This window comes from Arthrobacter sp. M71 S08, from assembly GCF_059089725.1.
The window spans coordinates 198,971-225,639 of record NZ_JBNHEY010000004.1 but is presented as its reverse complement, the minus strand read 5'-3'; the positions used below and the strand labels follow the sequence as shown (position 1 = coordinate 225,639).

Annotated in this window: 27 protein-coding genes and 1 tRNA gene; 14 read left to right on the top strand and 14 right to left on the bottom strand. The window is 63.6% G+C overall.

Translation table 11 applies throughout. The features are described 5' to 3' along the window. Positions 1–85 precede the first annotated feature (85 nt). A complete protein-coding gene (locus AC5RTB_RS10760; RefSeq protein ID WP_494061058.1) occupies positions 86–1,261 on the top strand; it encodes a zinc-dependent alcohol dehydrogenase in 1,176 nt (391 codons plus the stop codon). Here the strand turns inward: AC5RTB_RS10760 and AC5RTB_RS10755 are convergent. Then, positions 1,251–3,053, bottom strand: a complete 1,803-nt coding sequence (locus tag AC5RTB_RS10755) for a glycoside hydrolase family 15 protein (RefSeq protein ID WP_494061057.1) — start codon at positions 3,051–3,053, stop codon at positions 1,251–1,253. The two genes, AC5RTB_RS10760 and AC5RTB_RS10755, sit on opposite strands and share 11 nt — an antisense overlap. A gap of 8 nt (positions 3,054–3,061) precedes the next feature. Continuing rightward, positions 3,062–3,955, bottom strand: coding sequence for a glycerophosphodiester phosphodiesterase family protein (locus tag AC5RTB_RS10750; RefSeq protein WP_494061056.1), 894 nt, complete (start codon positions 3,953–3,955; stop codon positions 3,062–3,064). Positions 3,956–4,089: 134 nt separating this feature from the next. Between AC5RTB_RS10750 and AC5RTB_RS10745 the strand changes: the two genes are divergently transcribed. After that, positions 4,090–5,295, top strand: a complete 1,206-nt coding sequence (locus tag AC5RTB_RS10745; protein WP_494061185.1) for a DUF445 domain-containing protein — start codon at positions 4,090–4,092, stop codon at positions 5,293–5,295. Between the two features lie 15 nt (positions 5,296–5,310). Here AC5RTB_RS10745 and AC5RTB_RS10740 read toward each other — a convergent pair whose 3' ends face one another. Together AC5RTB_RS10740 and AC5RTB_RS10735 are read right to left on the bottom strand one after the other, a co-directional pair. After that, positions 5,311–6,084 carry a hypothetical protein gene (locus tag AC5RTB_RS10740; protein WP_494061055.1) on the bottom strand — a complete coding sequence of 258 codons (774 nt, stop codon included), beginning with the start codon at positions 6,082–6,084 and terminating at the stop codon, positions 5,311–5,313. Positions 6,085–6,195: 111 nt separating this feature from the next. Further along, positions 6,196–6,462, bottom strand: a complete 267-nt coding sequence (locus AC5RTB_RS10735; protein ID WP_494061054.1) for a GlsB/YeaQ/YmgE family stress response membrane protein — start codon at positions 6,460–6,462, stop codon at positions 6,196–6,198. 348 nt (positions 6,463–6,810) lie between these two features. Here AC5RTB_RS10735 and AC5RTB_RS10730 point away from each other — a divergent pair, with 348 nt between their 5' ends. The 6 genes from AC5RTB_RS10730 (at position 6,811) to AC5RTB_RS10705 (ending at position 13,162) form a co-directional block, all read left to right on the top strand. Then, positions 6,811–7,065 (top strand): DUF6458 family protein, encoded by a 255-nt coding sequence (locus AC5RTB_RS10730; RefSeq protein WP_494061053.1) that lies wholly within the window; start codon positions 6,811–6,813, stop codon positions 7,063–7,065. Positions 7,066–7,270: 205 nt separating this feature from the next. Further along, positions 7,271–8,038 carry a DeoR/GlpR family DNA-binding transcription regulator gene (locus AC5RTB_RS10725; RefSeq protein WP_494061052.1) on the top strand — a complete coding sequence of 256 codons (768 nt, stop codon included), beginning with the start codon at positions 7,271–7,273 and terminating at the stop codon, positions 8,036–8,038. After that, positions 8,035–9,015, top strand: coding sequence for a 1-phosphofructokinase family hexose kinase (locus AC5RTB_RS10720; RefSeq protein WP_494061051.1), 981 nt, complete (start codon positions 8,035–8,037; stop codon positions 9,013–9,015). The genes AC5RTB_RS10725 and AC5RTB_RS10720 overlap by 4 nt, the downstream gene beginning before the upstream one ends. Before the next feature lie 17 nt (positions 9,016–9,032). Continuing rightward, positions 9,033–11,114 carry a PTS fructose transporter subunit IIABC gene (locus AC5RTB_RS10715; RefSeq protein WP_494061050.1) on the top strand — a complete coding sequence of 694 codons (2,082 nt, stop codon included), beginning with the start codon at positions 9,033–9,035 and terminating at the stop codon, positions 11,112–11,114. 23 nt (positions 11,115–11,137) lie between these two features. Then, on the top strand, positions 11,138–12,856 hold the full coding sequence (gene ptsP / locus AC5RTB_RS10710) for a phosphoenolpyruvate--protein phosphotransferase (protein WP_494061049.1): 1,719 nt from the start codon (positions 11,138–11,140) through the stop codon (positions 12,854–12,856). Between the two features lie 30 nt (positions 12,857–12,886). Next, positions 12,887–13,162 carry an HPr family phosphocarrier protein gene (locus AC5RTB_RS10705; RefSeq protein WP_494061048.1) on the top strand — a complete coding sequence of 92 codons (276 nt, stop codon included), beginning with the start codon at positions 12,887–12,889 and terminating at the stop codon, positions 13,160–13,162. A 219-nt stretch (positions 13,163–13,381) separates the two neighbouring features. On the opposite strand, the gene AC5RTB_RS10700 is transcribed toward AC5RTB_RS10705, so the two are convergent. From AC5RTB_RS10700 to AC5RTB_RS10690, 3 genes are all read right to left on the bottom strand, one after another. Continuing rightward, a complete protein-coding gene (locus AC5RTB_RS10700; RefSeq protein WP_494061047.1) occupies positions 13,382–14,113 on the bottom strand; it encodes a hypothetical protein in 732 nt (243 codons plus the stop codon). Next, positions 14,110–14,847 (bottom strand): hypothetical protein, encoded by a 738-nt coding sequence (locus AC5RTB_RS10695; RefSeq protein WP_494061046.1) that lies wholly within the window; start codon positions 14,845–14,847, stop codon positions 14,110–14,112. Before AC5RTB_RS10695 ends, AC5RTB_RS10700 begins: the two co-directional genes overlap by 4 nt. 152 nt (positions 14,848–14,999) lie before the next feature. Then, on the bottom strand, positions 15,000–15,212 hold the full coding sequence (locus AC5RTB_RS10690; protein WP_494061045.1) for a hypothetical protein: 213 nt from the start codon (positions 15,210–15,212) through the stop codon (positions 15,000–15,002). A gap of 407 nt (positions 15,213–15,619) precedes the next feature. Here AC5RTB_RS10690 and AC5RTB_RS10685 point away from each other — a divergent pair, with 407 nt between their 5' ends. Continuing rightward, entirely contained in the window at positions 15,620–16,090 is a 471-nt protein-coding gene (locus tag AC5RTB_RS10685; protein WP_494061044.1) for a hypothetical protein, read from the top strand. Here the strand turns inward: AC5RTB_RS10685 and AC5RTB_RS10680 are convergent. The 3 genes from AC5RTB_RS10680 to AC5RTB_RS10670 form a co-directional block, all read right to left on the bottom strand. Further along, on the bottom strand, positions 16,087–17,361 hold the full coding sequence (locus tag AC5RTB_RS10680; RefSeq protein WP_494061043.1) for an endonuclease/exonuclease/phosphatase family protein: 1,275 nt from the start codon (positions 17,359–17,361) through the stop codon (positions 16,087–16,089). The two genes, AC5RTB_RS10685 and AC5RTB_RS10680, sit on opposite strands and share 4 nt — an antisense overlap. Before the next feature lie 36 nt (positions 17,362–17,397). Beyond that, positions 17,398–18,003, bottom strand: coding sequence for a hypothetical protein (locus tag AC5RTB_RS10675; RefSeq protein WP_494061042.1), 606 nt, complete (start codon positions 18,001–18,003; stop codon positions 17,398–17,400). 183 nt (positions 18,004–18,186) lie between these two features. Next, positions 18,187–18,259: transfer RNA gene (locus AC5RTB_RS10670), tRNA-Lys, on the bottom strand. Between the two features lie 140 nt (positions 18,260–18,399). Here AC5RTB_RS10670 and AC5RTB_RS10665 point away from each other — a divergent pair. The 4 genes from AC5RTB_RS10665 to AC5RTB_RS10650 all read left to right on the top strand — a co-directional run bounded on the left by AC5RTB_RS10665 (position 18,400) and on the right by AC5RTB_RS10650 (position 21,530). Further along, positions 18,400–19,047, top strand: a complete 648-nt coding sequence (locus AC5RTB_RS10665; protein WP_494061041.1) for a hypothetical protein — start codon at positions 18,400–18,402, stop codon at positions 19,045–19,047. A gap of 49 nt (positions 19,048–19,096) precedes the next feature. Beyond that, on the top strand, positions 19,097–19,561 hold the full coding sequence (locus AC5RTB_RS10660) for a pyridoxamine 5'-phosphate oxidase family protein (RefSeq protein WP_494061040.1): 465 nt from the start codon (positions 19,097–19,099) through the stop codon (positions 19,559–19,561). Between the two features lie 340 nt (positions 19,562–19,901). Further along, on the top strand, positions 19,902–20,519 hold the full coding sequence (locus AC5RTB_RS10655; protein WP_494061039.1) for a DUF47 domain-containing protein: 618 nt from the start codon (positions 19,902–19,904) through the stop codon (positions 20,517–20,519). Next, positions 20,520–21,530, top strand: coding sequence for an inorganic phosphate transporter (locus AC5RTB_RS10650; RefSeq protein WP_494061038.1), 1,011 nt, complete (start codon positions 20,520–20,522; stop codon positions 21,528–21,530). 20 nt (positions 21,531–21,550) lie between these two features. On the opposite strand, the gene pstB is transcribed toward AC5RTB_RS10650, so the two are convergent. The 4 genes from pstB to pstS all read right to left on the bottom strand — a co-directional run bounded on the left by pstB (position 21,551) and on the right by pstS (position 25,659). Continuing rightward, on the bottom strand, positions 21,551–22,330 hold the full coding sequence (gene pstB / locus AC5RTB_RS10645) for a phosphate ABC transporter ATP-binding protein PstB (protein ID WP_494061037.1): 780 nt from the start codon (positions 22,328–22,330) through the stop codon (positions 21,551–21,553). A gap of 28 nt (positions 22,331–22,358) precedes the next feature. After that, on the bottom strand, positions 22,359–23,462 hold the full coding sequence (gene pstA, locus AC5RTB_RS10640) for a phosphate ABC transporter permease PstA (protein ID WP_494061036.1): 1,104 nt from the start codon (positions 23,460–23,462) through the stop codon (positions 22,359–22,361). After that, positions 23,462–24,394, bottom strand: coding sequence for a phosphate ABC transporter permease subunit PstC (gene pstC, locus AC5RTB_RS10635; RefSeq protein WP_494061035.1), 933 nt, complete (start codon positions 24,392–24,394; stop codon positions 23,462–23,464). The genes pstA and pstC overlap by 1 nt, the downstream gene beginning before the upstream one ends. 149 nt (positions 24,395–24,543) lie before the next feature. Beyond that, positions 24,544–25,659, bottom strand: coding sequence for a phosphate ABC transporter substrate-binding protein PstS (gene pstS / locus AC5RTB_RS10630; protein WP_494061034.1), 1,116 nt, complete (start codon positions 25,657–25,659; stop codon positions 24,544–24,546). A gap of 244 nt (positions 25,660–25,903) precedes the next feature. Here pstS and AC5RTB_RS10625 point away from each other — a divergent pair, with 244 nt between their 5' ends. Continuing rightward, positions 25,904–26,665 carry a DUF8692 domain-containing protein gene (locus AC5RTB_RS10625; RefSeq protein WP_494061033.1) on the top strand — a complete coding sequence of 254 codons (762 nt, stop codon included), beginning with the start codon at positions 25,904–25,906 and terminating at the stop codon, positions 26,663–26,665. Positions 26,666–26,669 lie beyond the last annotated feature (4 nt).

Here is a 26,669-nt window from a genome sequence, read left to right as displayed (position 1 = left end):
CGAACCTTCGAGCGCTTCACTTCGAGTCGGCGGGCAGCAATACTGAGAAAGGTCAGCATACTTACGAATCCAAGGAGGAGTATCGATGAAGGCACTTACCTGGCAGGGCAAGCGCTCCGTGAGCGTGGAGGAAGTCCCTGATCCCCGCATCGAGGAACCCACGGACGCTATTGTCCGCATCACCTCCACCGCCATCTGCGGCTCCGACCTCCATCTGTACGAGGTGCTGGGCCCCTACATGCACAAGGGCGACGTCTTGGGCCACGAATCCATGGGCATCGTGGAAGCCGTCGGCAGCAGCGTGACCAACCTCAAGCCCGGCGACCGCGTCGTCATTCCCTTCAACATCTCCTGCGGCCACTGCTGGATGTGCAACAACGGGCTGCAGTCGCAGTGCGAAACCACACAGGTCCACGAGCAGGGCACCGGTGCACGCATCTTCGGGTACTCCGAGCTCTACGGTTCCGTACCGGGTGGACAGGCAGAGTACCTCCGCGTACCCCACGCGGATTACGGACCCGTCAAGGTGGGCGACGACCTCCCCGACGAGCGCTACCTGTACCTCTCCGACATCCTTCCGACCGCCTGGCAGGCGGTGCAGTACGCGGACGTGCCCGACGGCGGCACCCTCGCGGTCTTCGGACTGGGTCCCGTTGGACAGTTCGCGGCTCGCAGCGGCCGCCATCTGGGTCACCGCGTGATCGCTGTCGAACCTGTTGCGGAGCGGCGGGAGATGGCCGAGCGCCACGGCATCGAGACGATCGACTTCACCAAGGAAGTGGGCGATGTCCTCCGCGAGATGACCAACGGACGCGGGCCGGACGCCGTCGTCGACGCGGTTGGCATGGAGGCACACAACTCACCACTGGGAGCGTTCGCGCAGCACGCGGTCGGGCTGCTGCCCGATCCCGTTGCCAGGAAGGCGATCGAAACTGCCGGCGTTGACCGATTAGCCGTCCTCCACGCGTGCATAGACGCGGTTCGCCGCGGCGGGACGGTTTCCCTGAGCGGCGTCTACGGGGGAACGGCAAGCCCCATGCCGCTGCTCGTCATGTTCGACAAGCAGATCCAGACCCGGATGGGCCAGTGCAACGTGCGGCGCTGGACGGACGAACTGCTTCCGCTTGTTGAGGATCCCTCCGATCCGCTGGGCGTGATGGACCTCAGGACCCACGAGCTGCCTCTCGCAGAAGCGCCCGGTGCCTACAGGATCTTCCAGAAGAAGCAGGACGGGTGCATCAAGGTGGTGCTCAAGCCGTAACAAACCGCCGTGCCGCGTGGATGGCGTCAGCTGCCCGCACAAGCGCAAGGTGCGAGAACGCCTGGGGAAAGTTTCCGGCCATCCGGGCGTTCTCCGGGTCGTACTCTTCAGACAGGAGGCCGAGCTCGTTGGCGTAGCCCACCAGCTGATCCATGAGGCGTTTGGCCTCGTCGAGGCGTCCGGTGTGCGCGTACTGCTCAACGAGCCAGAATGAGCAGGCCAGGAACGGGTGCTCCCCCGGCGCCAGTCCGTCGATTGCCGATTCGGTGCGGTACCGAAGCAGCAGACCGTGGTCATCCAGAAGCTGCTCCTCCATCTGTGCCACCGTGCCGAGCATCATCGGGTCGTCATAGTCGACGAAGCCGACCTGCGGCAACTGCAGCAGCGATGCGTCCACCAGAGAGCTGCCGTAGAACTGGGTGAAAGAGTTCAGCTCACGGTCGAAGCCCTGTTCCAGAATCTCCTTCCGGAGCTCATCCCGAAGCTTCTCCCACCGGTCCGCTTCACCGTTGAGCCCGTAGTCCTGGACGGCGCGCACACCACGGTCGAATGCCGCCCACATCATGACGCGGGAGTGCGTGAAGTAGGCCGGTTCTCCTCGCATCTCCCAGATGCCGTGGTCCTTCCGGCTCAGGTGCTTCTCCAGGAACCCCAGCAGTGCGTGCTGCAGGGGCCAGGAGAATTCACCCTCGTGGACGCCACGCTCACGCAGCTTCTCAAGGGCGACCATTACTTCACCGACCACGTCGGCCTGGTACTGGGTAACGGCCCCGTTGCCAATTCGCACGGGAGCCGAGTCTGCGTAGCCGGGCAGGTGACCGAGGACCTTCTCCGGCAGGTGACGCTCTCCGGAGACGCTGTACATGATCTGCAGATCCTCCGGGTCGCCGGCGACAGCGCGCAGCAACCAGTTGCGCCATCCGAATGCTTCATCCTCGTAACCGTGGGTCATCATCGCTTCAAGAGTCAGCGCCGCATCCCTCAGCCAGCAGAACCGGTAATCCCAGTTGCGTTCGCCGCCGAAGGCCTCGGGCAGCGAGGTGGTGGGTGCCGCGACGATGCCGCCCGTGTCTTCGTGTGTCAGCGCACGAAGCACCAGAAGCGAGCGCTTGACGATCTGGTCGTACTCGCCCTGTTTCTCACAGCTTGCTGCCCAGCCCTGCCAGTAGTCGATGGTCGCCTGCAGCGTAGCGTCGAAGTCCAGCGGCGTCGGCTGTTGTCGGTGTGAGGGATACCAGACCAACTCGAGGTCCACCTTCTCACCCGGCCGGACTGTGAACTCCCCCGCGTGGCGATGGTCTGCAGCATGTGGGAGATGAGTGCCGCGCAGCAGCAGTGCATCCGGTCCGGCCATGGCGAGGATGCCGGGTCCGCCGTCTTCGTTGGTGCGCCGCACCCAGGGCAGGACCTCACCGTAGCCGAAGCGCACCACGAGTTCCTGCCGCATCGGCACCGCTCCGCTGATTCCTTCGATGCGGCGTGCGAGGGACGCGCGGCGGTCGTGAAGGGGCATGAAGTCGGTCACCAGCACTTCGCCGGTTTCTGTACGCCATCGGGACTGCACCACGAAGGTTGAGTCGATGTACTTCCACTCCACCAGGTCCGCAACGCCGGCGTCATAAGCCGGAGCGACCAGCCACCGTCCGTGGCTCTCATTGCCCAGAAGAGCGGCGAACACCGACGGTGAATCGAACCGCGGATAACAGAGCCAATCGACGCTTCCGCCTCGGGACACCAGTGCGCCCGTATGAAGGTCGGAGATCAGTGCATAATCCTCAATCGGCATAGCCATGCGTTAACTCAATCACAAACGACCGGCGGTGGGCTCCCATTCAGTCTGCGGAGAACATCGGCCGGTCGGTTGGTGGTGATCTCCTGGACACCGAGCTCCCGGAGCAGGTCGACGTCGTCGTCCGTATCCACGGTCCAGACGCGGACGCGCAGCCCCGCCGCAATCCACCGTTTCACGCGCTCGGGATGCGCACGCACGTACTCGATCCCAGGGCCCGCGATCCCCACCGCTCCGCTCACAATGATGCGTTCGCCCTCATGCAGCGCGCGGCGAAGGAGGTTCATGACGGCGGCGGCAGTGAGCGGCCCCAGGGTTTCGCGCACATCGTCCGGCTTGACGTCGGCAACGAGCTGGCAGACAACCTCGGCCGGGACGCGCTCCAGCAGGTGCCTCACCGAGTCTGGGTTGAAGCTCATGAAGGTAATGTGCAGGTTCGCCAGGCGGGAAGTTTCCGGGTCATAGCCTTCCTTCATCAGGAATGCGATCAGCCGCTCCTCGAGCTTGAGGCCGAAGGGGCTCGGATGCTTCAGCTCAATCGCCAGCTCCAGCTCGCGCCCGTCCTCGCGCAGCAGATTCAGCAGGTCCTCAAGGGTGAGCAGCTGATCAGCCAGACCGCCGTACTCCGGCGGGATCCTCGCTCCCTTCCATGAGGCGAAGTCCAGTTCGCGAAGCTGTCGCAGCGTGTGGTCGCCCACTTCGCCCGTCCCGCTGGAGGTGCGGTCCAGGGTGGGGTCATGGATACAGACAAGCTGCAGGTCTTCCGTGAGGTGCACGTCGCATTCCACGCCGTCCGTATCTTCCGCGAGCGCCTGCAGGAAGGCTGCGCGCGTGTGTTCAGCGAACCGCCCGCTCGCTCCACGATGTGCAAAAACCAGATGTCTGACCGCTTGTTGTTCTGCCACACGCCTTACGCTAGCGAATCCGCGGCGTGACTGTGCCCGCCGGTGACTGGTTAGATTGGGAATCCAGCACCGATGCGGAGGACTAAGTGAGCATTGCGTTGACCGATACGGAGCGCGCGGCAGGTCTGAGGCGGATGAAGACCGTTGCAACGGGCCTCCTCGCCGTCATGGCGGTGATCTTCCTGATTGCGTTCGCGCTGCAGGATCCGTATCCGTGGCTACAGTACGTTCGCGCCGCTGCGGAGGGCGGCATGGTGGGTGCTCTGGCCGACTGGTTCGCGGTAACGGCGCTGTTCAAGTACCCGATGGGCATCAAGATCCCTCATACCGCGATCATTCCGCGCAAGAAGGACCAGATCGGAACGTCCCTGGGGCAATTCGTGGAGGAGAACTTCCTCGCGGAATCAGTGGTGCAGGAGAAACTGACTTCCCTCGGGCTCGCACAGCGCGCCGGCTCCTGGCTCTCCCGGCCTGAGGGTGCAGACCGGGTGGCTGTGGAGGGCGCCGCACTGATTCGTGGCGCATTCACCGTGCTGGACGACGACGCCGTCCAGAAGGTCATCGAATCCATTGTCCGCAAACACGTGGTTGACCCACCGTGGGGTCCGCCGGTCGGGCGGATGGCCGAACGGATCTTTGAGGAGGGACACCACCACCGTCTCGTGGACCTGCTGGTGGACCGGGCGGCAGAGTGGGTGGACACAAATTACGACGTCGTCTCCCGCGTAGTTTCCCAGCGCTCCCCCACCTGGGTGCCGCAGTTCGTAGACGGGCTGGTGGGCGACAAGGTGTACGTTGAACTCGCGAAGTTCATGCGCGCCGTCCAGGCGGACCCGCAGCATGATGTCCGGCTCTCCATCGACAAGTACCTCAAGGATCTTGCTCAGGACCTGCAGTATGATCCGGCGATCATCGCGAAGGCAGAGGAGATCAAGGCCGGCATCCTCGATGACCCACGCGTGCACGACGTCGCTGTCCGGGCCTGGACCACGGTCAAGACGGCGCTGCTGGAAGCAGTCAACGATCCGGAGAGTGAACTGACCCTCAACTTCAAGGCAGCGGTGCGGGATTTCGGCCGCAGGCTGACCACCGACGAGGATCTCGCGGGCAAGATCAACCAATGGATTTCCGACGGCGCCGGATACCTCGTGCGGACCTACCGCAGCGAGGTTGCCGGAATCATCTCCGAGACGGTGGAGCGCTGGGACGCCGAGGAAACTTCGCGGAAGATCGAACTGCAGGTGGGTAAGGATCTCCAGTTCATCCGGATCAACGGCACCGTCGTGGGCTCCCTCGCAGGGCTGCTGATATTCAGCATCGCACACGCCCTGTTCGGCTGATAGCAAGGCGAAGAATCAGTCCCGGCGGTCCTTTTCGGACGCCGTCAGCTTCTCAAGTTCGGTCAGCAGTTCGCCTGGAATAACAGTTGGCGGAGGGCCGAAGGCTTCGCGGGTGGCGTTGATGACCGTGCGTCCCATCATGTTGTTGCCCGCTCCGCCGACTGCGGCGCCGACCCCGAACGGCAAGGCACGTCCCAGCAGCGCTCCGCCCTGCCGGGCGAGCAGGCGCCGGATGAACCGCTTGCGGATGCTGGCGCCGATACCGCGAACGGCAGAGGAGGACATTGATCCGCCCACGACGTTGCCCCAGTGGCGGGTGACTCCGCCCGCGGAAGATCCGATAGTGGCCTGAATCAGTGCCGACCCTTCTTCCCCCATGAGAACGCCCATGATGAGGGTTCGCGCACGCTCGGGGTCCTCGGTGGAGATCCCATGCAGTTCGGCTACCGACTGGGCATAGAGCGCCGTGGCCTCCAGGAAGCCGACTGTGGCTGCGGCCGAGAGGCCAAGCGCCACCACCGTGCCGATGGCAGGTACGACGGCGGTGCCCCCTACCGCGGCTCCCGCCGTTGTTATCGCTACAAGATAATCCCGTTCCAGTTTTGCGCTCAACTCGGCCGCCGTTGCATCCGGATATTTCCTGCGCAGCCTTCGGATGTTCGCCAGCACCAACGGCCGCTGGATGTCGATAGCCCGTTCCACCGCGCGCTGGACGCCTGGTTTCGGTTGGCCGTGGCGGTCGAATACCGCTCCGCTGGCTATTTTCCCAGCGGGGTTGAAGCGTGCCATTGCTGATCCTTCCGTCGAATAGTTCAAGTCTGGGTTAGGAGGGTCGTCGCTGTCACGCAAAACGCCCCGCCGGATGGGGCCGGCGGGGCGTTCTAGCGGATCTCGCCCGAATTAGGCGTGCGTGCGGTTCTTGGTGATGGCTCCATAAATAAGGAGGACGATGATTGCTCCGCCAATGGCCAGGAGCCACGAGGAAAGGGAGAAGAACTCATCCACACCGACACCGAAGAGCAGGTTGCCCAGGAAGCCTCCGAGGAGAGCTCCGACCACCCCGAGGACAAGCGTGATGATCCAGCCGCCGCCTTGGCGTCCCGGCAGGATCAGCTTGGCGATGGCGCCTGCGATGAGACCTAGAAGAAGAAATGCTAGGAAATTCATGAAGTACTCCTTTATCGAACTTCTATCCGCGCAACATGTTTGTCGATTTCGACGGTGCACCGAAGTGCAACTGATACCACCCTACTTCATCAGTGAGCTTAGTAAACCTTTTGGCCGTGCCAGTGCAACCATTAAACTCCTGCTTCGATACTTTGCAACCCTCCGTAATCAAAACTTCACCCGCCGCAGGATTGACCTGTAAAAGCACGACGGCAATTGTGTCCGCGCGGCCCAGTTTCCCGAAGCGCCTGCCAGTATGCTGATTACATAGCGCGTTATTCGCCACCTGTTGCGGCTACTGTGACAAACAGAAGAATTCCCAGCAGGTCAAATCAAGGAGTAGTTGGTATGAGAATCGGTTCCTCCATCGTCCTGATTGCAATCGGTGCAATCCTGGCCTTCGCCGTCGCAGACGTTATCGACTTCGTCGACCTTCGTCTGGTCGGCTACATCCTGATGGGAGTCGGCGTCCTCGGGCTCATCATCTCCCTTGTGATGAATGCACCCCGCAGCCAGAAACGCGTCAGCGAATCGCGCAGTGTTCAGGATCCCAACACCGGCGAGCAGATCACCCGCAATGAAACCCGCGACGGCGGGATCTAGCCAGTTCCACCATCCGGGTTCTCGAACAGCCCGGACGCCTGTGAAGCCACTTGCGCCTATGCGCGGGTGGCTTCGTCGTTTAAGGAGATTCCGTCACACCGATCTGTTTTTTCTTCTGTTTTCCGTTGACAGGCAAACATAAACGAAGATAGAGTCACTGAAACGGAAACGCATGTGACACTAGTCACCAGTGAGGAGGGTCAGCTTGTTCGCCGAAGAACGCTATAACAGGATCGCCGCGCTGGTCGCGTCCGAGGGCCGCGTAAGTGTCGCCCAGCTGGCCGCCCGCTTCAACATCACGAAGGAGACCGTCCGGCGCGATCTTGCTGTACTGGAGAAGGATGGCCTCCTGCGCCGGGTTCATGGGGGTGCCGTCCCGACCACCAGCGCAAGCACCAGCGAGCTCAGTCTGACCAGCCGCGAGGGTCGCAACCAAGCGGAGAAGGCCCGAATCGCCAAAGCAGCTCTGACCATGGTTCCTGCGGAGGGCTCGATCGTGCTCGACGGCGGGACCACGACCGGCAGCCTCGCATCACTCCTCGCGCAGGAAGCCAGTGACCAGCTCCTGATCATCACCCACTCCGTGCCGGTGGCCCACACCCTCATCGGCTCATCCCTCCAGCTCGAGTTCATCGGAGGGCGCGTCCGCAGCCTGACCAGCGCATGCGTTGGCAGCGGCACTGTGGCGCGGTACAGCGGCTTCCGCCCGGACGTCGTTTTCATTGGCACCAACGGTGTGCATCCGGAATTCGGACTCAGCACCCCAGACCCAGAGGAGGCCTCCGTGAAGGCGGCAATCGTTCGATCTGCGCGCCGCGTCGTCGTACTGGCGGACGCGTCGAAGCTGAACGCGGAGACGCTCGTCGGTTTCGCTGACCTCAGCGAGATAGACGCGCTCATCACAGATGTCCAACCCGAGGCCGGGCTCGCCCGTGCGTTGGCTGACGCCGATGTGGAGCTGGTGGTCGCATGATCGTCACGCTCACCGCCAATCCCAGCCTCGACCGCACCATCGAGCTGGCTGCTCCCCTCACCCGCGGGGCGGTTCAGCGTGCGAGCGCCAACCGCCAGGAATCGGGGGGCAAGGGCGTGAATGTCTGCCGCGCTCTGTCGGCAGGTGGCACAGAGGCCCTCGCGATCCTGCCCGGCCATGATGAAGATCCGGTTCTCATCGGACTCCATGCCGCGGGCGTGCCTTACCGGAACCTGCCCATCTCCGCGGCGCTGCGCAGCAATGTGACCATCACGGAGCCGGACGGCACCACCACCAAGATCAACGAACCGGGACCGGCGCTGTCACCGCAGGACGCCGACGCTCTCATAGACCTGGTGGTGACCCTGTCCGACGGCGCCCACTGGCTGGTTCTCGCGGGTTCCCTGCCACCGGGGCTTGAGTCGGACTTCTATGCGGCGACAGTACGCGCGGTAAGGAACCGACACGGCGACCGCGCGCCACTGATCGCGATCGACGCGTCCGAAGCAGCGCTCATCGCCGCGATTGACGGTAATGCCGCACCGGACCTGCTCAAGCCGAACGCCGAGGAACTCTCCCAGCTGACCGGACTCGGTGCCGGGGATGACCTGGAAGATCAGCAGGAGCTCGCTGTCGAAGCAGCCACCCGACTGCTCGACCGCGGTGTCCGCGCGGTCCTTGCAACCCTCGGGTCCAAGGGCGCCCTGCTGGTCACGGCCGACGGCGCGTGGCATGCGCAGCATCCGCCCATCACTGCGATCTCAACGGTCGGTGCGGGGGACTCCGCGCTGGCCGGTTATCTCCTGGCGCATACCCGCGGCGCCAGTGCCCCCGATTGCCTGCGCCAGGCGGTGGCTCACGGCTCTGCTGCGGCATCCCTACCGGGATCCACAGTACCGGCCCTGCACCAAACCACACCGGACGCCGTCACTGTACAGGCGCTCACTCCAGCCAATACCTCCCCCAACCACCCATAACCTCCAAAGGAAAACCAATGTCCGCAATGATTACGCCCGAACTTGTCGTTCTCGACAAGTCCCTGGGCAACGACCGCGCCGACGTCATTCGCCGACTCGCCGAACTGGTGGTGGCGCAGGGCCGCGCCGACCAGGTGGAAGGGCTGTTCGCCGACGCACTGGCCCGCGAGGAGAAGACGGCCACCGGCATCCCGGGCGGGATCGCCATTCCGCACTGCCGTTCCACTTCTGTTCTTGAGCCCACGCTGGCAATGGCACGCCTCGAACCCCGCGTCGACTTCGGCGCCAAGGACGGGCCGGCAGACCTCGTGTTCTTCATCGCCGCTCCGGAAGGGGCCGACCAGCAGCACCTCAAGCTCCTGTCCAAGCTCGCGCGCTCCCTGATCAAGAAGGACTTCACCGCATCGCTGCGCTCCGCCGCTAACGAGCAGGAGATCGTGGCCCTGGTTGAGGGAGCGCTCGAAACCGCACCGGCACAGAAGGAGGGCGCCGGCGCCACTTCCGCTGCCACCCCCCAAGGCGGTGGCGCCACTTCCGTGACCACCCCCGAGGCCGCCGACCCCGGAACCACGACGCCGCCCGAGGCAGCCCGCACCAAACGGCTTGTGGCCGTCACTGCGTGCCCCACCGGCATCGCCCACACTTACATGGCAGCTGACTCCCTGGTCGCCGCCGCAAAGGAGCGAGGCGTTGACCTCCAGGTTGAGACGCAGGGCTCGTCCGCATCCACTCCCCTCGACCCCTCGATTATTGCGGCGGCAGACGCCGTAATCTTCGCGGTCGACGTCGATGTCCGCGACAAGCACCGCTTCGCCGGCAAGCCGGTCATCAACGCGCCCGTCAAGCGCGGCATCGATGAACCCGGCGTCATGGTTGACGAAGCGCTCGCGGCGGCGGACAACCCCAACGCCCGCCGCGTTGCTGACTCCTCCATGCCCGGTTCCGACGACGACGGCCCGCGGGAGGGCGTCGGAGGACAACTGAAGCGCGCACTGCTCACCGGCGTCAGCTACATGATCCCGTTTGTTGCCGGCGGCGGTCTCCTCATTGCCCTGGGCTTCCTGCTCGGCGGTTACGACATCACCGGCTTCGCTGACGACATGGTCCTCAACAACAGCCTGTGGAACCTCCCCACGGACTTCCCCGAGACGGCGCAGGGCGCACTCGGTGCCTACCTCGGTGCGGTGTTCTTCAAGATCGGTGCCCTGTCGATGGGGTTCCTGGTGCCGGCGCTCGCCGGATACATCGCCTATGCGCTTGCTGACCGTCCGGGTATTGCTCCGGGCTTCGTCGCCGGTGCTGTTGCCGGCTTCATGGACGCAGGGTTCCTCGGCGCGATCGTGGGTGGCCTGCTGGCCGGTTACGTCGCCATGAAGATCGGCAAGTTGGCGGTCCCCCGCTGGCTGCGAGGCCTGATGCCGGTGGTCATCATTCCGCTGGTGGCCTCGATCATTGCATCCGGCCTCATGCTTCTCGTGTTCGGCGGTCCGATCGCCGCCCTCACCGTTGCCCTCAATGACTGGCTTTCAGGTCTCACCGGCACCGGTGCCGTCCTGCTCGGCGTAATCCTCGGACTCATGATGGCGGTGGACCTCGGTGGCCCGATCAACAAGGTTGCCTACGCCTTCGCAGTCGCAGGGCTCGGCGCGGGTGCCGTAGCCAACCAGGCTCCGTGGCAGATCATGGCCGCCGTCATGGCCGCCGGCATGGTTCCACCGCTGGCAATGGCCCTGGCAACCGTCATCGACCGCCGCCGGTTCTCCCTCGCCGAGCGCGAAAACGGCAAGGCGGCGTGGCTCCTCGGCGCTGCCTTCATCTCTGAAGGCGCTATCCCGTTCGCCGCCGCCGACCCGCTGCGCGTCATCCCTGCAGGCATGGTCGGATCTGCGGTCACCGGTGCGTTGATCATGGGCACCGGCGTCACCTCCCAGGCACCGCACGGTGGAATCTTCGTATTCTTCGCAATCGGCAATGTCGCTATGTTTGTTGTATCAATCCTGGTGGGCATGATCGTCTCGGCTCTTGCGGTTGTGGCACTCAAGCGGTTCGCTGTACGCAAGCCGGCGGGAGCCACCGCCTCCGAGTCGGTTGCAGCCTAGTCCCTAGCTGAGGAGTTGGACCATTGAGCACTTTCACAGGTGTAGGAGTGAGCCCCGGTCGGGTGATCGGGCCGGTGCGGCAGATGCCGCGTCCGGTCTCGGAACCGCCAGCCGGGGAGCGATGGTCCAACACCACGGTTGATGATGAGACTGCACGGCTGAAGACCGCCGCCAAGCAAGTCCAGGCCGAACTCCGGGGACGGGCCGACTCCGCCACCGGTGACGCCAAGGCAGTCCTTGAGGCGACTGCCATGATGGCGGCAGACCCCATGCTCCTGAAATCCGCCAACACCCTCATTGTGGCCGGCACCTCCGCCGAGCGTGCTGTCTGGGAGGCGGGCGCCCAGGTGGCTGACATGCTGAAGGGTCTGGGCGGCTACATGGCGGAGCGGACGCAGGATGTCCTGGACGTCCGCTCACGCATCGTTGCCGAGCTGCGCGGCCTGCCGGCCCCCGGCATACCGACTGCCGACCACCCCTTCGTCCTCGCGGCGGAGGATCTGGCACCGGCTGATACCGCCACTCTCAACCCGGAGCTGGTGATCGCGCTGATCACCAGCTCCGGGGGGCCGCAGTCCCACACAGCGATCCTTGCCCGCGGGCTCGGCCTGCCCGCCGTGGTCGCCGCCCACGGTGTAGAGGATATCGACGACGGGACGGAAGTTTTCGTCGACGGTGCCGCCGGCACCGTGCTCGCCGGGCCGGGAGATGTCGAGCGGACTGCCGCCGCCCTCTGGGCTGAACAGTCGCAGGCACTCGGCACGTACAGCGGCACCTGCACGACGACGGACGGTCACCGGGTTCCGCTGCTCGCCAACGTGGGTGCCGGTGCTGATGCCCGCAAGGCGGCCGGAGCCGGTGCTGAGGGCGTGGGGCTTCTCCGCACCGAGTTCTGTTTCCTCGACCGTGATACCGAGCCGACAGTCGCCGAACAGGCTGCGGCGTACCGTGAAGTGTTCGAAGCTTTCCCGAACGGGAAGGTTGTGGTGCGCACGCTCGATGCCGGCGCAGACAAACCCCTGCCGTTTCTCACGGATGCCACTGAGCCGAACCCCGCCCTGGGTGTGCGCGGCTACCGTACCGAGCTCGCCACTCCCGGAGTGCTGGACCGCCAGCTGAAGGCAATCGCCGAAGCTGCCGACGGTGCCACCACGGACATCTGGGTCATGGCGCCCATGATCTCCACCGCCGAGGAAGCCCAGCGATTCGCTGAGTCCTGCGCGGCGGCGGGCCTGAAGGTTCCCGGGGTGATGGTCGAAGTGCCGTCTGCGGCCCTGACCGCCCGGCCCATCCTCCAGCGCGTGAACTTCGCATCAATCGGCACCAACGATCTCACGCAGTACGTGATGGCTGCGGATCGTCAGCTTGGACCACTTGCCGCCCTTAACGACCCGTGGCAGCCTGCCGTCCTTCAGCTGATCCGCCAGACAGTAGCCGGCGCCGACGCTGCCCGCAGCGATGCCGGCTCCGGTGATGAATACAATGGCGGCGATGATAAGTCAGTCGGCGTCTGCGGTGAAGCCGCCGCTGATCCGGCCCTCGCCGTCGTACTGGTGGGTCTGGGAATCAATTCACTGTCCATGAGCGCGCGGGCGCTGGCCGCGGTGGCCGCCGTAATTGGTTCGGTGTCCCTCGCTGAAGCCAGGGACATCGCCGAGCGTGCATTGGCTGCCCCTACTGCTCTTGAGGCACGCGCAACTGTGCGTGCCTCTTTACCGATTCTCGAAACGCTGGGCCTGTAGGCTCGCACAAAAGCAACCGGAAGGAAGATCATGATCGAACGCAAAGCAACCGTAGCCAGCCGGGTGGGGCTCCACGCCAGACCTGCAGCCATCTTCGCCGAAGCGGCGGGGGAACTGCCCGTTGAGGTGACCATCGCCCTTGAGGGCAGCCCGGCGGACGAAGCGATGGATGCATCAAGCATCCTGTCCCTCATGAGTCTCGGTGCCGAGCACGGCGATGTAGTAGTGCTCCGATCCGAGGACGACGGCGCTGAGGAGTCGCTTGACTCCCTGGTGCGCATCCTCGAGACCGACCACGACGCCTAGCAGCAGATTCCTAAAGCGGGCCGATTGCCGCGCGTAAAACGAAATAGGTGCGTCCACCCGTTCTAATGGACGCACCTATTGCTGTGTAACCCGGTGACCCCCCACGGTCACCGGGAGTTACATAATCATAATTTTGACACACCATGATGAAAACGTGAATAGTGTTTCTCACTTCGGTCGAAAAATTTCACGAAGAGGCGGCAGGCGGCCCAGGAAGCGTCAGTGCTCGCCCGCAAGGAAGTTCACGGAACGGACCTTCTCCGCACGCCTGCGGGATAGCCAGATCATGGTGAGGCCAATCGTCACAAGGACGATCCCACCGAATGGCAGCAGGACTACGGCCGCTCCAATATCGAGGGGGAACAACAGGAGCACCGCCATCACCAGCACCATCAGTAATCCCGTGCCGATCAGTGCGGCGGCCACCCGGTGCAGGCCCCGGCGGCGGCGGTCGCGCACGCTGGTAAAAGCGGGGCCCATCAGGCAGGCCGCTACGTATCCCGGGTAGATGCGTCCCATGTCGGCGTACCAATGCACCGTGGGCTGATCAGAGTAGGCGGCAAGACCAGTGGAGGACTGCGGAAGATCACTCAGCGCGAAGAGGACCACCGTCACGAGCACTGTCAGCGCCAGCACCGCCATGCCCACCGGGCCTTCGATGCACCTGCGCGCACGGTCCGACCCGAAAGCAGCCGCGCAGCGCACCCCCAGCAGCAGCATGACGACGTAGAGGCTGATCCGGATCACAAGGTTCGCCAGGTTGGCTCCGCCGAGCAAGCCGTCAACGAGAAGGTAGATCGGAGATAGGCTCAGCGCCACCGCGAGGGAAAGCAGAACCAATACGACGAACATGCTCCGGCCCTTACCGCGAACAACGTCCGGCAGTCGCATGGCCGCGAAGATGACGCAGAGTGCGAGCGCCAGCCACTGAATGAATGTTCCACCGTTCATCCGAGGTTCTCCCATAGCGTCTGGTCACGTGAATCGTCCTGCTCCTGTTTACGCAGGCGCTTTCCCAGTCCGTCAAGCCGGTCCCGCGCTATCAGGATGAGCTCTGAATCGGGCAGGGCGCTCAGAACTCTTTCGCGGCCGTCGTCGTCCCAGCCCCCTTCTTCGGGAGTAAGAAGTCCGGTAACCACCAGACCGTTGGCGAGCGAAACCCCAGAGACTCTGGCCACTTCCACACATAGTTGGGTGCTCAACCGGCCCGCGCTCAGTTGAGCGGAGAGGTTCTGTGGAGCTATTCCGGTTCTGGCGGTCAGTGCCTGGCGGAGATCCCCGCGGTCGACGGCGTCAAACCAGGCCCGTACTGAATAGCGGTGGGGAAGCGGCGAAAGTCTGAAGCTCACGGGGCAACCTACGCAGTCGGTCTCCTCGCTCCGCCCCAGGATGAGGCGGAGAAGGTCCATCGGGGAGACCTGGCTAAGGTATTCCGCCGAGGTGGGCGGAAGGATCCCAGCCGCGAGATCCCGGTATCCGTCGAACTCACTGAGCGCCTGGACTGGAGGAATCTCATATGCGCGCGCAATGCTGATTACGGTCTCCACGGAGACTTTCCCACGAACCAGCTGCTGGGCAAGGGTGGACCGCTTGATGTCCGCCTTGCGGCAGAGGTCCGAAACCGTTGCTTCCGGGGCTATCTGGGTACGCCACAGCTGGAATGATTTGGCTGTGACTGTCATCATCACCCTTCAGGTGGATTGCGACTGGACTTTTGACCCCTACCTTGAAGTATAGTTGGAGGTGCTGGCTCCCCATTCTGCGATTCCCCCATACGCAGAACGCGGAGCCAGTTTCACTTTAACCCTCCACTAGCGGCGTGCGGCCGGCAGCCAAGCTACCAGCGCACCTTCTTCTCCCGCTTTCCCTGCCGGTTGCTGGCGTGAATGGACTTGTTCCTGCGACCCGTACTGTGTGCGCTATCCAACTCCCCGAAGGCCGGGTTCTTTCGGGCGAGCGCTTCGCGGGCGCGTGGGTCGTCCACCAGCTTCCTGGCAGCCTCCTCGCTGAGATGGACGTTCAGGGGCTTCTGGTTATCTTGCTGGGTCATGGCTCTCCTTTGATGGCTATGACCGGTTGGGCCACTCACCTACAGGCAACGGTAAACAGCGACGTTAGTTGCATCCCTGGTTCCGGCATTCCGTAGGGGGATCCTGCTGCAACGACCGGGGTTACGTCCGGGGACAGCCACCGGGGGCTCATGCGCAGGAGGAGCGGAAACAAACATGGAGGCGAGGCCTCAACACGGTCTTTTCGAATGATGTTCTTGTTATTGCGACAGGTGCCGAAGCGCCCCGCCGACACAATTACTCGAAAATTATTGCTTCCATGCATTTCAACCTACACGAGCACTCCGGACATTGACCAGAGTCTCCGCGGTCTTCCTCTGCCGGCCCGGCGCCCACTTACCCCGACGCGGCAGAACTAGTAGATTTCCAGAACAGGCCAGGAGGAACAATGGGCGAGAACACGCCGAACATCGACAACCGGTACAGTCCCATCTACCAGCGCGGCGGTATCGGAGCACCAACACCCCCTGGCAACCGCGGAACTTCACCCGGCGAGCCGCAGCAGCATCGACCCGCCTCGCCTCCGAAGGCACCGGTGACACACTCCCCTGAAGAGGAAACAAACGTAGTCGAGGTGACGCCGCAGGGTAGTAGACCTCCCGGCGCCGCCGCACTCCCCGGTCCGCGAATCAACCCGTTCGTGCTGGTGCTGTGGCTGCTCGGAGCAGTGCTCCTCGTCCTGGGCTTGTGGGCGGTCTTCGCTCCGCTTCAGGTGGACGAAACGGCGATTAACGGTCCATACCCGCAGTGGATCTTCATCATCAGCCAGTCTGCGGGCGGCATCGTTGTCAGCGGCAGCATTCTTCTCGCTGCGGCCGGCGCGCTCAGCGCAACGTTCTGGGACCGGCGGCGCAGTTAGCGCTTCTTGACGTCCACGTCGACATACACAAGCCGGTGGTCGCTGGTGGGGAACGGGAATACGCCGGTCAGTTCCGAGCCGGGTGTACCGGCGCGAGGCCAGAAGATGCCTGCGCCCCGTATCTTCAGCTTCTTGGAGGGAAGGACGTAATCCACGCGTATGTTGCCCGCATTGGCGTCTTCGAAGTCAGCGGTGTCCAGGGCGGGATCTCCACGATGCTCCGCGTTCACCCTGCCCTGCAGGACCGACGCTTCCGCGGCACCGTCCGCGGTGGGCAGCGGATCCTGCACTTCCTTCAGTCCGAGGAGCCGGGCAATCGATCCGGGACGCGAATCGCCGTCAGCCGGGTCGCTGTTCAGGTCACCCAGCACCACGAAGTTGGCGCGGCGTTCGAGTCCGCCGCGCGCGCCGTCGTCGTCGTAGATGTAGTCGGCGCTCTGGCCGCCGCGGATGTAATCCGCCCAGAAGCGGATTTCATCGCTGTTTCGCCGGCCATTGCGGTCTTCCTCACCGTCGAAAACCGGCGGCGTGGGGTGGCTCGCGAGCACATGCACCGTTGAGCCGCCGACGATCAACGGAACGTCCCAGTGAGACTTGCTGGACAGACGGACAACAGCAAGTTCCTCTTCGGTGAACCAGACGTTGGGTTTGGACGTCGCGGGGTCATTCGGCAGGAGCGCGCCGGGCATGTCCTTCCAGAGGAAGTTCTGGAAGGTGCGGACGTTTTCGGTATCAATGGGGTGCCTGGAGAAAAGGACCATCCCGTACTGACCCTCGAACTGGCCGAATCCGAGCGCGTCATCCGGGCCGCCGACACTGCCGTCGTTATTCAGGTCCATCCCGCTGGGGATGCCGGTATTGGATGGCGCGGTGTAGACGTAGGGGTAGCTGACCGGGGCCTTGCCGTTCTGGCTCACCTCGAGGTATTTGGTACGGAAGAGGTCGGCTGCTCTGTGGTCGGTGTCATAATCGAATTCGTTGAGCAGCACCACGTCGGGGTTGTTGATCTGGATGACCTCGGCGATTCGCCGGGCCTGGTCATTGTCACCGGTGCTCAGGTCCGCTATGAGCGCTCCCTCGGCAGATCGGTTCAGGCTCGCGTTGTAGGTGGCGAAGCGCACGCTTTCCTTGCCCTTGGACTGCGCGACGCTGGGCTTGCTCTCATGGCGGGCAGTCGCTGCGGGCGCCGATACGCCAATGGCGGTGACGGCGAGCGCTCCAGCGGCCAGAAGGGCGGCCGCGCGGCGGCGACGTGTACGTGCTGAACCCATGGACATTCCCCTTCGATCCTGAGTGACCGGTCCAGCCTAGCCGTCCCTCCTGTGAGGGGTCGAATGCGCACCGGCCGCGCGCTCGGCTTCCTCGAACGCCGTCTCCAGCTCGGCGACGGCCGTCTCGTATCCCGGTGCGGCGCCGTCGTCGTCGGTGTCTGCCTGCTCGCGCAACGCTGCGGCTTTACGCATGGCACGCACCAACTGCGCCGTTTCCGGCTGCTTCACGTCCGTCATGTTGGGGTAGTCGATGGCGACCGCCGGATCCAGCTCATAGCTCACCCATCGCTGCAGCACCGATTCGTGGCGGGCCCGCAGCGCTGATCGTGCCTGTTCCACGCTCCGACGACGACGGCGCGCCTTGCGCTCCTGCTCCCCGCGCCACACCCAGCCGGAGGCCATGCCGAGACCCAGCATGCCGGCCAGCCCTGTGACCGCTGCTGTCTCCGGGACTAGCACCATGGCACCCGTGATGGCTCCGAGACAGGCGAACCCGCCCGTGAAGCCGTACCAGAAGACGCCGTCGCGGTCCTCGTCCGTTGCCAGGCAACGTGACACCGCCAGCGCCGCCAGCGCGATGAGCGCACAGATTACGACGACGGCGAGCGCCGTCTGGACGGGTATCGCCAATAGGGCGGGCATCGGTTTTCCTCCCGGCACCAGGTGCCGCTTGCTGGAAAGAGTCTGCACTTCCAGTACAGACTTCCTGCGCCCGGGAGTCAATGGTCGTTGCCGGAAAGCAACCAGTGGGAGCGATTCGCAACATCCCGATAAGAGAACATCCCCGCCGAAAACCTCGACGGGGATGTTCCTCAATGCACAAAGTGGGCCCTGTGGGACTCGAACCCACGACCCACGGATTAAAAGTCCGATGCTCTACCAACTGAGCTAAAGGCCCACACCATTCGGGCAGCCCGAATGACGTGTCTACTTTATCGCACCCGATCGGAAGATGAGGCAACCTGGCTCCGTTGGGTGAATTTGCCGAGGTTTCCCGGGTGCCTAGCCCCTCAATAGGCGCAGGAGTATTCTCGACCCATGGACGGCGAATACATCGACAACAGCCCTCGGCACCACAAACCCAAGCCGTTCGCGCCTGCAGACTTCGAGGTCTTTGCCGGTGGTGCGGACCCCTCCCGGGTTTCGGAGGCCGCCCATCTTGCTGCGCACGCACTGGTTCACCATGGCCGCGAGGCAGAGGACCCGCAGGTGACGCAGCGTCTCGTGCAACTGGCGGATCAGCAGGGTCTCGAGGCGATTGCCGAGCTTTGGGCCGAGAGCCCTGCGCGCTCGCTTCCCGGCGCACTCTGGCGCCTTTATGCCCTGCGTGCCGCCACCCAGCAGAGCCCCGAGAGAATCGCTGCCTACTTCAAAGCCGGCAAGGAGGTGGCCCAGGTTTCGAAGGTTGTTGCCGGCGTCGCTGAGCCGCCCGGCGCCGATGAGGTCCAGAAGATGGCAGACACCATTCTCTCCGGCGCTTTCGATGGTGAATTCGATGTAGCGCTGGAGCGTTTCGCTGCTTTCTGCCGGGTTGTTGCCCTGGGCCAGACCAACCACGCTGACGATGCCGAAACGGCCAACGGTGCCCACGCGAGCAAACTCACCCGCAGTTCGCACCAGCTGGTGAAAACCGCCGAGGACCTGGAGCACGCTGCCGCCTCGTGGCGCCGTGGCGAACTGGACTGACTGCCTGCGGCCCCTGTCTTCGCGTCGCAGGCAGGTCTAGGATCGCGGTATGGGAGATAATTCTGCGGCCACGGAAGTACTCACCGACAGCGACAGCTGGAACTGCCTGCGCGGAGTGTCAGTAGGGCGCCTCGCCGTCGTCCTTGGGGACGGACCGGATATCTTTCCCGTCAATTACACGACTGACCATGGGACCATCGTGTTCCGTACAGGAGTCGGTTCGAAGCTGGACGCGCTCGCCGCGGATGGGCGGGTAGCGCTGGAGGCCGACGGCGTGGATTCCGAGGCCGGGATTGCCTGGAGCGTCGTGGTTCGCGGGAATGCAGAGTTGGTGCAGCGTCCCGATGACGTGATCGAGTCGTTCTCGCTCCCGCTTTTCCCCTGGGAAGCGGGAAAGAAAGACCAGTTTGTGCGCATTGTTCCGGACTCAGTCTCCGGCAGGCGTTTCCCCGTGGTTGAGCCGAAGGTCTGGTGGAATCCCGATGCCGACGGAAAGCGTACCGCGGTCGAATAACAGTCGCGGTTCAGTTCTTCACCGCTAATGGCAGCAGCTTCTGCAGGCCACGGTTCTCATCCTCGTCGAAAAGAAGAGCTGGCCAATCCACCCCGCCAGCCCACCGCCGTCGTCATGTCGTTGACATGCGGGCGGGTCAGTAGCAGACTGAAACTGGTGTCGGACCGTGGAACCCCCGGGCTTCAACATTTAGCCGCTTCGAGCGGCCTTCCGCCGAGAGGCGCTCCCGGTTCGGCGCCACTTTTGTGCCCTTAGGTGGCCGGCTGCACAGCACCGGCCACCTATGCGTGGCACAGGTATTCTTAGGTGGCAACCGTCCGTGCGACCCCTAGGTGACTTAGTGAAGCTCCGCCTCTTCCCACAGGAGAACGCAGGACTGGAACTGCTCTCCAGCATGGCCCAGCAACTGGTCCTTGGAGTCCGCAGCATGTCAGGCATCCTCGGAGCTGCTCCCCAGGATTACGACCAGCTGGCCGAAGAGCTCCACCAGTACGAAGGCACCTCCACCGACCTGCACTTCGCCCTGCTGACCTCAATGCGCACAAGCTTCATCAACCCGCTGCCGCGCGAAGACCTCTATGCCATGTCGCGCCTGCTGAGCGAAGCAATGGAAAAGCTCGACGGCGCCGCGGAGCTGATTGCCCTTTACAAGCTGAACAAGCTCAGCCGGCGCGCGACCGAGCAGCTTGAGGTAATCACGCGCCAGGCGGAACTGACAGCGGAAGCGATGCGGCAGCTCAACTCTCTCGACGATCTCGAGGACTACTGGATCGAGATCCTGCGCCTCGCCAAACGCGCCGAACGCACCCATCGGATCTGGTGCTCGGAGCTGCTCGCAGACCACAAGCCCCTTGTCTATGCCCGGCACCGCGACGTCGCAAATCAGCTCGTCGACGTCACAAAGGACATCCGCAAGGTTGCAACCCACGTCGGTGCCATCGTCGTCAAGGAATCGTAGGTGGAGGGCTTCCTCCTCGGTGCCGTCATTCTGTTCGCCGGCAGTTTTGCCTTCATCAACGGTTTCCATGATGTCTCCAATTCCATCGCGACGTCCGTCCAGACCCGGGCCCTGACGCCGACCGTAGCCGTCCTGCTCGCAGCGCTGTTCAACCTCGTCGGTGCGCTTATGAGCGCCAGCCTTGCCACGCTCTTCACCGGTGACAGCATCGTTCTTCCCCCTGGCCAGAACGGCCTGGGTATTCTCCTGGCCGCGCTGCTGTCAGCGTGCGCGTGGGGAATTTTCACCTGGTATCGCGGCAAACCCTCGTCGTCCACGCATGCGCTCATCGGCGCATTGGTCGGAGCGGGCGGAGCTGCGGCCGTGCTCGGAGGCGAATCAATCGCAGGTTCGGGCCGGGTGTTCCTTGTGGATATCGCGCTGCCGTTGCTGCTCTCGCCGCTGATTGCCTACCTGCTGGCGTACGTCGTCGTCTTTCCTGCGACTTGGCTGCAGCGGCACAACTCACCGCGGAAGGTCAACGAGGGAAACCGGATGGCGCAGGCTGTCCTGACCGCCGCGTTTGCGCTTGGCCACGGACTGCAGGATGGCCAACGCACCATGGTCGTGATCGTTCTCGCCCTGGTGGGAGCCGGCCTGTATTCCGGGAGCGGCATTCCCCTGTGGGTCCAGGTTTTCGCCGCAGTGCTCCTGGCTGGAGGTTCACTGCTGGGAGGCTGGCGCATCACTCACACGCTCTCTAACCGATTGGTGCGCATCGACCCCCTCCGCGGCATGACCGCCCAGGGAGTCAGCGCCGTGATGCTGTTCGTGGGCGCGCTGTCGCTGCACATGCCGCTCTCCAGCACGCACACCATGACCTCGGCGATCGTTGGCGCCGGCGCAAATCAGCGCTACGCCACGGTTCGCGGCCGCGTTCTGCGGTCGGTACTGCTGGTCTGGATTACGACGGCGCCCGTCACCGCGCTGCTGGCGGCGATCCTTTATCTCGCGATGAGCCCGCTGCTCTAGGCGCGCGCAACGGCGCGTCCTTATCCGAAGCGGCCGGAGACGTAATCCTCGGTTGCCTTCTGGGAGGGCATGTTGAAGATGTCGGTGGTCTCGCCGTACTCGATCAGCTTGCCGGGCTTGCCGGTGCCCGCGATGTTGAAGAAAGCGGTCTTGTCGGAAACACGCGCCGCCTGTTGCATGTTGTGGGTGACGATCACCACGGTGTACTCGCTCTTGAGCTCATTGATGAGGTCCTCGATGGCGAGGGTGGAGATCGGGTCAAGTGCCGAGCAGGGTTCGTCCATGAGGATAACCTCGGGAGAGACCGCTATGGCGCGTGCAATGCAGAGGCGCTGCTGCTGGCCGCCTGACAGGCCGGAACCGGGACGGGCGAGGCGGTCCTTGACTTCGTTCCACAGGTTGGCGCCACGCAGGGACTTTTCGACCAGAGCGTCAGCGTCCGACTTTGAGATGCGCCTGTCGTTCAGCTTCACGCCGGCCAGCACGTTGTCGCGGATGGACATGGTGGGGAACGGATTGGGTCGCTGGAAGACCATGCCGATCTGGCTGCGGACGGTGACGGGGTCCACTGCGGTGTCGTACAGGTTGTCACCGTCGAGCAGCACTTCACCCTCAACGCGTGCGCCGGGGATGACCTCGTGCATACGGTTCAGGGTCCGCAGGAAGGTGGACTTTCCGCAGCCGGACGGGCCGATGAATGCGGTGACTGAGCGTGCGTCGATGTTGATGTTCACGTCTTCAACAGCGAGGAACTTGCTGTAGTAGACGTTGAGGTCCTTGACGTCGATTCGCTTGGACAATGGGGATCCTTCTGGTTGTGCCGGGGGGTCAGCGGCTGGTCTTGGGAGCGAAGAGGCGGGCGATCAGGCGTGCCACGAGGTTCAGGAGCATGACCATGACGATCAGCACCAGCGCGGCCGCCCATGCACGCTGCGTGCTGGGGTCAGTGGCGGTCGGCGAGGTCGGTGTCAGGATCTGGTAGTAGATGAACGTCGGCAACGTACTCATCCAGTCACCGAAGACGTTCCAGTTGATCGAGCTGGCGAAGCCCGCGGTTACAAGGATGGGCGCGGTTTCACCGATCACGCGCGCGATGGCCAGGGTGACGCCGGAGGCAATGCCGGAGATCGCCGTCGGAATCACTACGCGCGTAATTGTGCGCCACTTCCTGACGCCCAAGGCATAGGCGGCTTCGCGGAGCTCGTTCGGGACGATCTTGAGCATCTCCTCGGTGGAGCGCACAACGACCGGAATCATCAGTACTGACAGAGCGACGGCGGCAACAAAGCCGGTACGTGTTCCCGGCCCGAACAGCTGGCCGAACAGCGCCGCGGCGAAGAGGCCGGCAACGATGGAAGGGATACCGGTCATCACGTCAACGAAGAAGGTGATGGCGCGTGCCAGTTTGCCGCCCGTGGAGTACTCCACGAGGTATATGGCCGCCAGCAGCCCGATCGGCACGGATATGAGGGTTGCCCACAGGGTGATCTGGAGAGTTCCGACAATGGCGTGGTAGGCGCCGCCGAGAACCGGCGATCCCTCTGCAACGGTCTGGTTGTCGATCGCGCCGGTGACACCGTTCATCGAGGTAAACAGGAAGTTGTAGGTCAGCCCGGGGAAGCCACGTTCCAGCACGGTCCAGATAACCGAGAGCAGCGGCAGGAGGGCTACCAGGAAGGATCCGTAGACCAGGAACATGGCCAGTCGGTTCCGTGCTTTGCGGGACCCCTCCACGGCGCCGGTGACAGCTGTCCCGGCCACGATGAAGAGGAGTGCACTGAAGAGTGCCCACGGCACCAGACCGAACCCGACCAGCGCGGCCAGGGCAGCACCAACCACGATTGACGCTGCCAACACCGCCCAGAGGGTGTAGGAGGGCATTTTGCCCTTGGTCAATTGTGAGCGACGCGGAGTCAAGGTGGCATTCGCCATTAGTTAGCCCCTGAGAATTCTTTGTGCCGGCTGATGATCCACCGTGCAACGATGTTCACGGCAAGGGTGATGAGGAAGAGAACCAGGCCGGCGGCGATCAGTTCGGCCAGGCGCAGCCCGTACGCCTCCGGGAAGTTGAGCGCAATCTCCGCTGCGATTGTCTGGTTGCCGGATTGGATGAGGCTGGCGGAGAGCGCGCCTCCCGAAAGCACGAGAGCCACGGCCATGGTTTCACCGAGCGCGCGGCCGAGGCCGAGCATCGCTGCGCTGATGATCCCGGGGCGGGCGAAGGGCAGGACCGCCATGGTGATCATTTCCCAGCGCGTGGCGCCCATGGCGAGCGCTGCTTCCTCGTGCAGCTTCGGGGTCTGGAGGAAGATTTCTCGGCTCAGTGACGTGATGATGGGGAGGACCATCACTGAGAGGACGATGCCGGCGGTGAGCATAGTGCGTCCGGTCTGGCTCGCGGGCCCTTCGAAGATCGGGATCCAGCCGGCATTGCGTGCAAGCCACGCGTAGGCGACAGCGAGCTGCGGTGCGAGGACGGCGTAACCCCACGCCCCGTAGACCACTGACGGGATGGCCGCCAGGAGGTCGATTACGTAGCCGAGGCCCTGAGCGAAGCGCCGCGGAGCGTAGTGGGAGATGAACAAGGCAACGCCGATACCGAGCGGTGTGGCAATCAGGAGAGCAATGGCCGCTGCTATGACGGTGCCGATGACGATCGGGAAGATGTAGGTGAAGAAACCTGCCCCGCCGGAGATGTCGGCTGGGTCGGCGCCGAGAACCGGCAGAGCCTCAACGATCAGGAAGACTGCAACGCTGAATAGCGCCGCCAGGATCAGGCAGCCTGCGGCAAGGCTGGCGCCGGAGAATATCTTGTCTCCGGATTGACCTGCACCGCCTGCTCGTTTCACTGCATTCGTGGACACGGGGGACCTTTCGGCGCTTCGCGGGGGATCTTCCGGAACAGTGCTCGCGCAACTGTTCCGCTTATACAAGGTACCTGCAACCCCGTCGGGGCGCAGACAGCGGACAGCCCCGCCAAGGCCTTTCGGCCTGGCGGGGCATCATCGGCTGGTTAGGAAGCAACCTGAATGGCGTCAATCGCTTCCATGGCCTGTTCACGCAGGGTTTCCGAGATAGGCGCGTTGCCGGCGGAGTCAGCTGCAGTCTGCTGGCCCTCCTCGCTGACCACGTAGGTGGCGAACGCCTTCACGAGGTCAACGGTCTCCTGGTCTTTGTACTGGGCGCAGAAGATGTTGTAGGAGACCAGAACGACGGGGTAGGCGCCGGACTCAGTGGTGTCACGCTCGAGGTCGAGTGACATATCCAGCTCACCACGGCCTTCGACCGGGGTTGCAACCTCCACTGCACGGGCAGCGGCCTCGGAGCTGAGCGGAACGTATTCCTCGCCAACCTTCACCAGGGCGGTCCCCAGATCGCCGACGGCGGAGGCATCAGCGTAGGTGATTGCTCCCTCGGTGGCGGAGGTGGTGGAAACAACACCGTTGGTGCCCTGTGCGTTCTCAGCAACGATCTCGGAAGGCCAATCACCTGCAACCTCGTAGGTCCACTGCTCAGGCGCAGCGGCAGCGAGGTATTCAACGAAGTTCTCGGTGGTTCCCGAATCGTCCGCGCGGTGAACAACGGTGATCGGCAGATCAGGGAGCTCTACTCCCTCATTCTGGGAAGCGATCGCCTCATCATTCCAGTTAGCGATTTCGCCCTTGAAGATGGAAGCGATGGTGGGAGCGTCGAGGTTCAGTTCCTTGATCTCCGGAAGGTTGAAGGTAACCGCGATCGGCGAAACGTAGCCGGGGATGTTGATCGCTCCCTCGGGTCCGCAGATCTCCTTGGATGCTTCGAACTCCTCTTCGTCCAGGTAGGCATCCGAGCCCGCGAACTGCACGCCCTGGGCGCGGAAAGCATCGCGCCCAGCGCCGGAGCCGTCCGGGGAGTACTGGACAGTTGCCTCAGGGTTCGCCTGCTCGAAGCCGGTCTTCCACGCAGTCATGGCTGCGTTCTGTGCGGAGGAACCCGCACCGGTCAGGGTGCCGGAAACGGTGCTTTCGGTAGCGGAGCTCGAGCCGCCGTCAGATCCCGGGCTAACGGCGCTGTCAGAGCCACACGCCGTGAGGGCCAGAGCGGCCACAGAGATTACTGCCGCAGCGCGGCCAAAGCGAAGAGCCTTCACTTGAATATTGCCCCTTCCAGGGTTAACAGTCGGTGCTCAGAGGGCACCCGCGTTGTCTGTACGAGATTCGGTACGCACTTCACGCTAGGCACCGCAGGTAACGAGACTGACCGGTCAAAGTGAACGGAAGGTGAACGGAGGAAGGATTCTTACCCCTATTCGCCATGCAACTCTTGTGCTTTGGAATGAATGCGTTATTTAGGTCTGATCTTTCTCCTTGTCACAAGGGATTAGCGTGGTACCCATGACCATCGACAGCAGCTCCGACGACGGCCTCGCCGAGAACGAAAGCTCCACCGCTGACCGGCCCGCCCATGCGCTCAAGTGGCGCCGCCTGCTGTTTGGCCTCGGTATTGTGCACGTGCTGATCGTCACCCTCAGCTTCATCGCTCCCCTACTGACCGGCCAGCCGAGGGGCGAAACGCTCTTCAGCGTGTACGTCGATGTGAACCAGGAAGGGAACCTCCCCTCCTGGTGGTCCGTTGCACAGCTGGCCGCAGCGACCACCAGCCTCCTGTTCGTTGCTGTGCTGGCCCGCCACCAGAAGATCAAGGGAGCCGCCGCCTGGTGGATCCTTGGCGTGCTGGTGTTGCTCTTCTGCCTGGACGAGGGAACCGGACTACACGAACGGATGGACGCACTCGTCCTGCAGTTCGTCGATGTTACAGATTTCACGTCGGTCTGGCTGGTCGTCGGCATCCTGATCGCAGTCGTCATTCTCGTGCTGGCGATCATCAGCGCCCGCTACCTGCCGGAAAAATCAACCCGGCTGATCGTGCTGGGCGTGGCCACTCTGCTGTTCGCCGCCGTCGGACTGGAGTTCGTGGCAGGCGAGCTCACGCGCCTCGGTGCGCCGGCGCCCGTACTGCTTGCGCTCTCCCATCTGGAGGAATTCATGGAGCTTGTCGCCGGGTCGCTCCTGCTCGTTGCCCCGCTGGCCGCCGTTCGTACGCGGACAACCGGCCACCTGACCAGCTTCACCCTCATGCACCGTTCCCGGCGGTAAGGTC

What these genes read in the sequence shown, in the direction of transcription:
- AC5RTB_RS10720 (WP_494061051.1), top strand. Translation starts at nt 8,035, where the DNA reads ATGATCGTCACGCTCACCGCCAATCCCAGCCTCGACCGCACCATCGAG.
- AC5RTB_RS10675 (WP_494061042.1), bottom strand. Translation starts at nt 18,003, where the DNA reads ATGCCCGCCCTATTGGCGATACCCGTCCAGACGGCGCTCGCCGTCGTC.
- AC5RTB_RS10695 (WP_494061046.1), bottom strand. Translation starts at nt 14,847, where the DNA reads ATGATGACAGTCACAGCCAAATCATTCCAGCTGTGGCGTACCCAGATA.
- AC5RTB_RS10740 (WP_494061055.1), bottom strand. Translation starts at nt 6,084, where the DNA reads ATGGCACGCTTCAACCCCGCTGGGAAAATAGCCAGCGGAGCGGTATTC.
- AC5RTB_RS10660 (WP_494061040.1), top strand. Translation starts at nt 19,097, where the DNA reads ATGGGAGATAATTCTGCGGCCACGGAAGTACTCACCGACAGCGACAGC.
- pstA (WP_494061036.1), bottom strand. Translation starts at nt 23,462, where the DNA reads ATGGCGAATGCCACCTTGACTCCGCGTCGCTCACAATTGACCAAGGGC.
- AC5RTB_RS10730 (WP_494061053.1), top strand. Translation starts at nt 6,811, where the DNA reads ATGAGAATCGGTTCCTCCATCGTCCTGATTGCAATCGGTGCAATCCTG.
- AC5RTB_RS10690 (WP_494061045.1), bottom strand. Translation starts at nt 15,212, where the DNA reads ATGACCCAGCAAGATAACCAGAAGCCCCTGAACGTCCATCTCAGCGAG.
- AC5RTB_RS10715 (WP_494061050.1), top strand. Translation starts at nt 9,033, where the DNA reads ATGTCCGCAATGATTACGCCCGAACTTGTCGTTCTCGACAAGTCCCTG.
- AC5RTB_RS10705 (WP_494061048.1), top strand. Translation starts at nt 12,887, where the DNA reads ATGATCGAACGCAAAGCAACCGTAGCCAGCCGGGTGGGGCTCCACGCC.
- AC5RTB_RS10625 (WP_494061033.1), top strand. Translation starts at nt 25,904, where the DNA reads ATGACCATCGACAGCAGCTCCGACGACGGCCTCGCCGAGAACGAAAGC.
- AC5RTB_RS10760 (WP_494061058.1), top strand. Translation starts at nt 86, where the DNA reads ATGAAGGCACTTACCTGGCAGGGCAAGCGCTCCGTGAGCGTGGAGGAA.
- AC5RTB_RS10735 (WP_494061054.1), bottom strand. Translation starts at nt 6,462, where the DNA reads ATGAATTTCCTAGCATTTCTTCTTCTAGGTCTCATCGCAGGCGCCATC.
- AC5RTB_RS10685 (WP_494061044.1), top strand. Translation starts at nt 15,620, where the DNA reads ATGGGCGAGAACACGCCGAACATCGACAACCGGTACAGTCCCATCTAC.
- AC5RTB_RS10755 (WP_494061057.1), bottom strand. Translation starts at nt 3,053, where the DNA reads ATGGCTATGCCGATTGAGGATTATGCACTGATCTCCGACCTTCATACG.
- AC5RTB_RS10680 (WP_494061043.1), bottom strand. Translation starts at nt 17,361, where the DNA reads ATGGGTTCAGCACGTACACGTCGCCGCCGCGCGGCCGCCCTTCTGGCC.
- AC5RTB_RS10700 (WP_494061047.1), bottom strand. Translation starts at nt 14,113, where the DNA reads ATGAACGGTGGAACATTCATTCAGTGGCTGGCGCTCGCACTCTGCGTC.
- AC5RTB_RS10745 (WP_494061185.1), top strand. Translation starts at nt 4,090, where the DNA reads ATGAAGACCGTTGCAACGGGCCTCCTCGCCGTCATGGCGGTGATCTTC.
- AC5RTB_RS10665 (WP_494061041.1), top strand. Translation starts at nt 18,400, where the DNA reads ATGGACGGCGAATACATCGACAACAGCCCTCGGCACCACAAACCCAAG.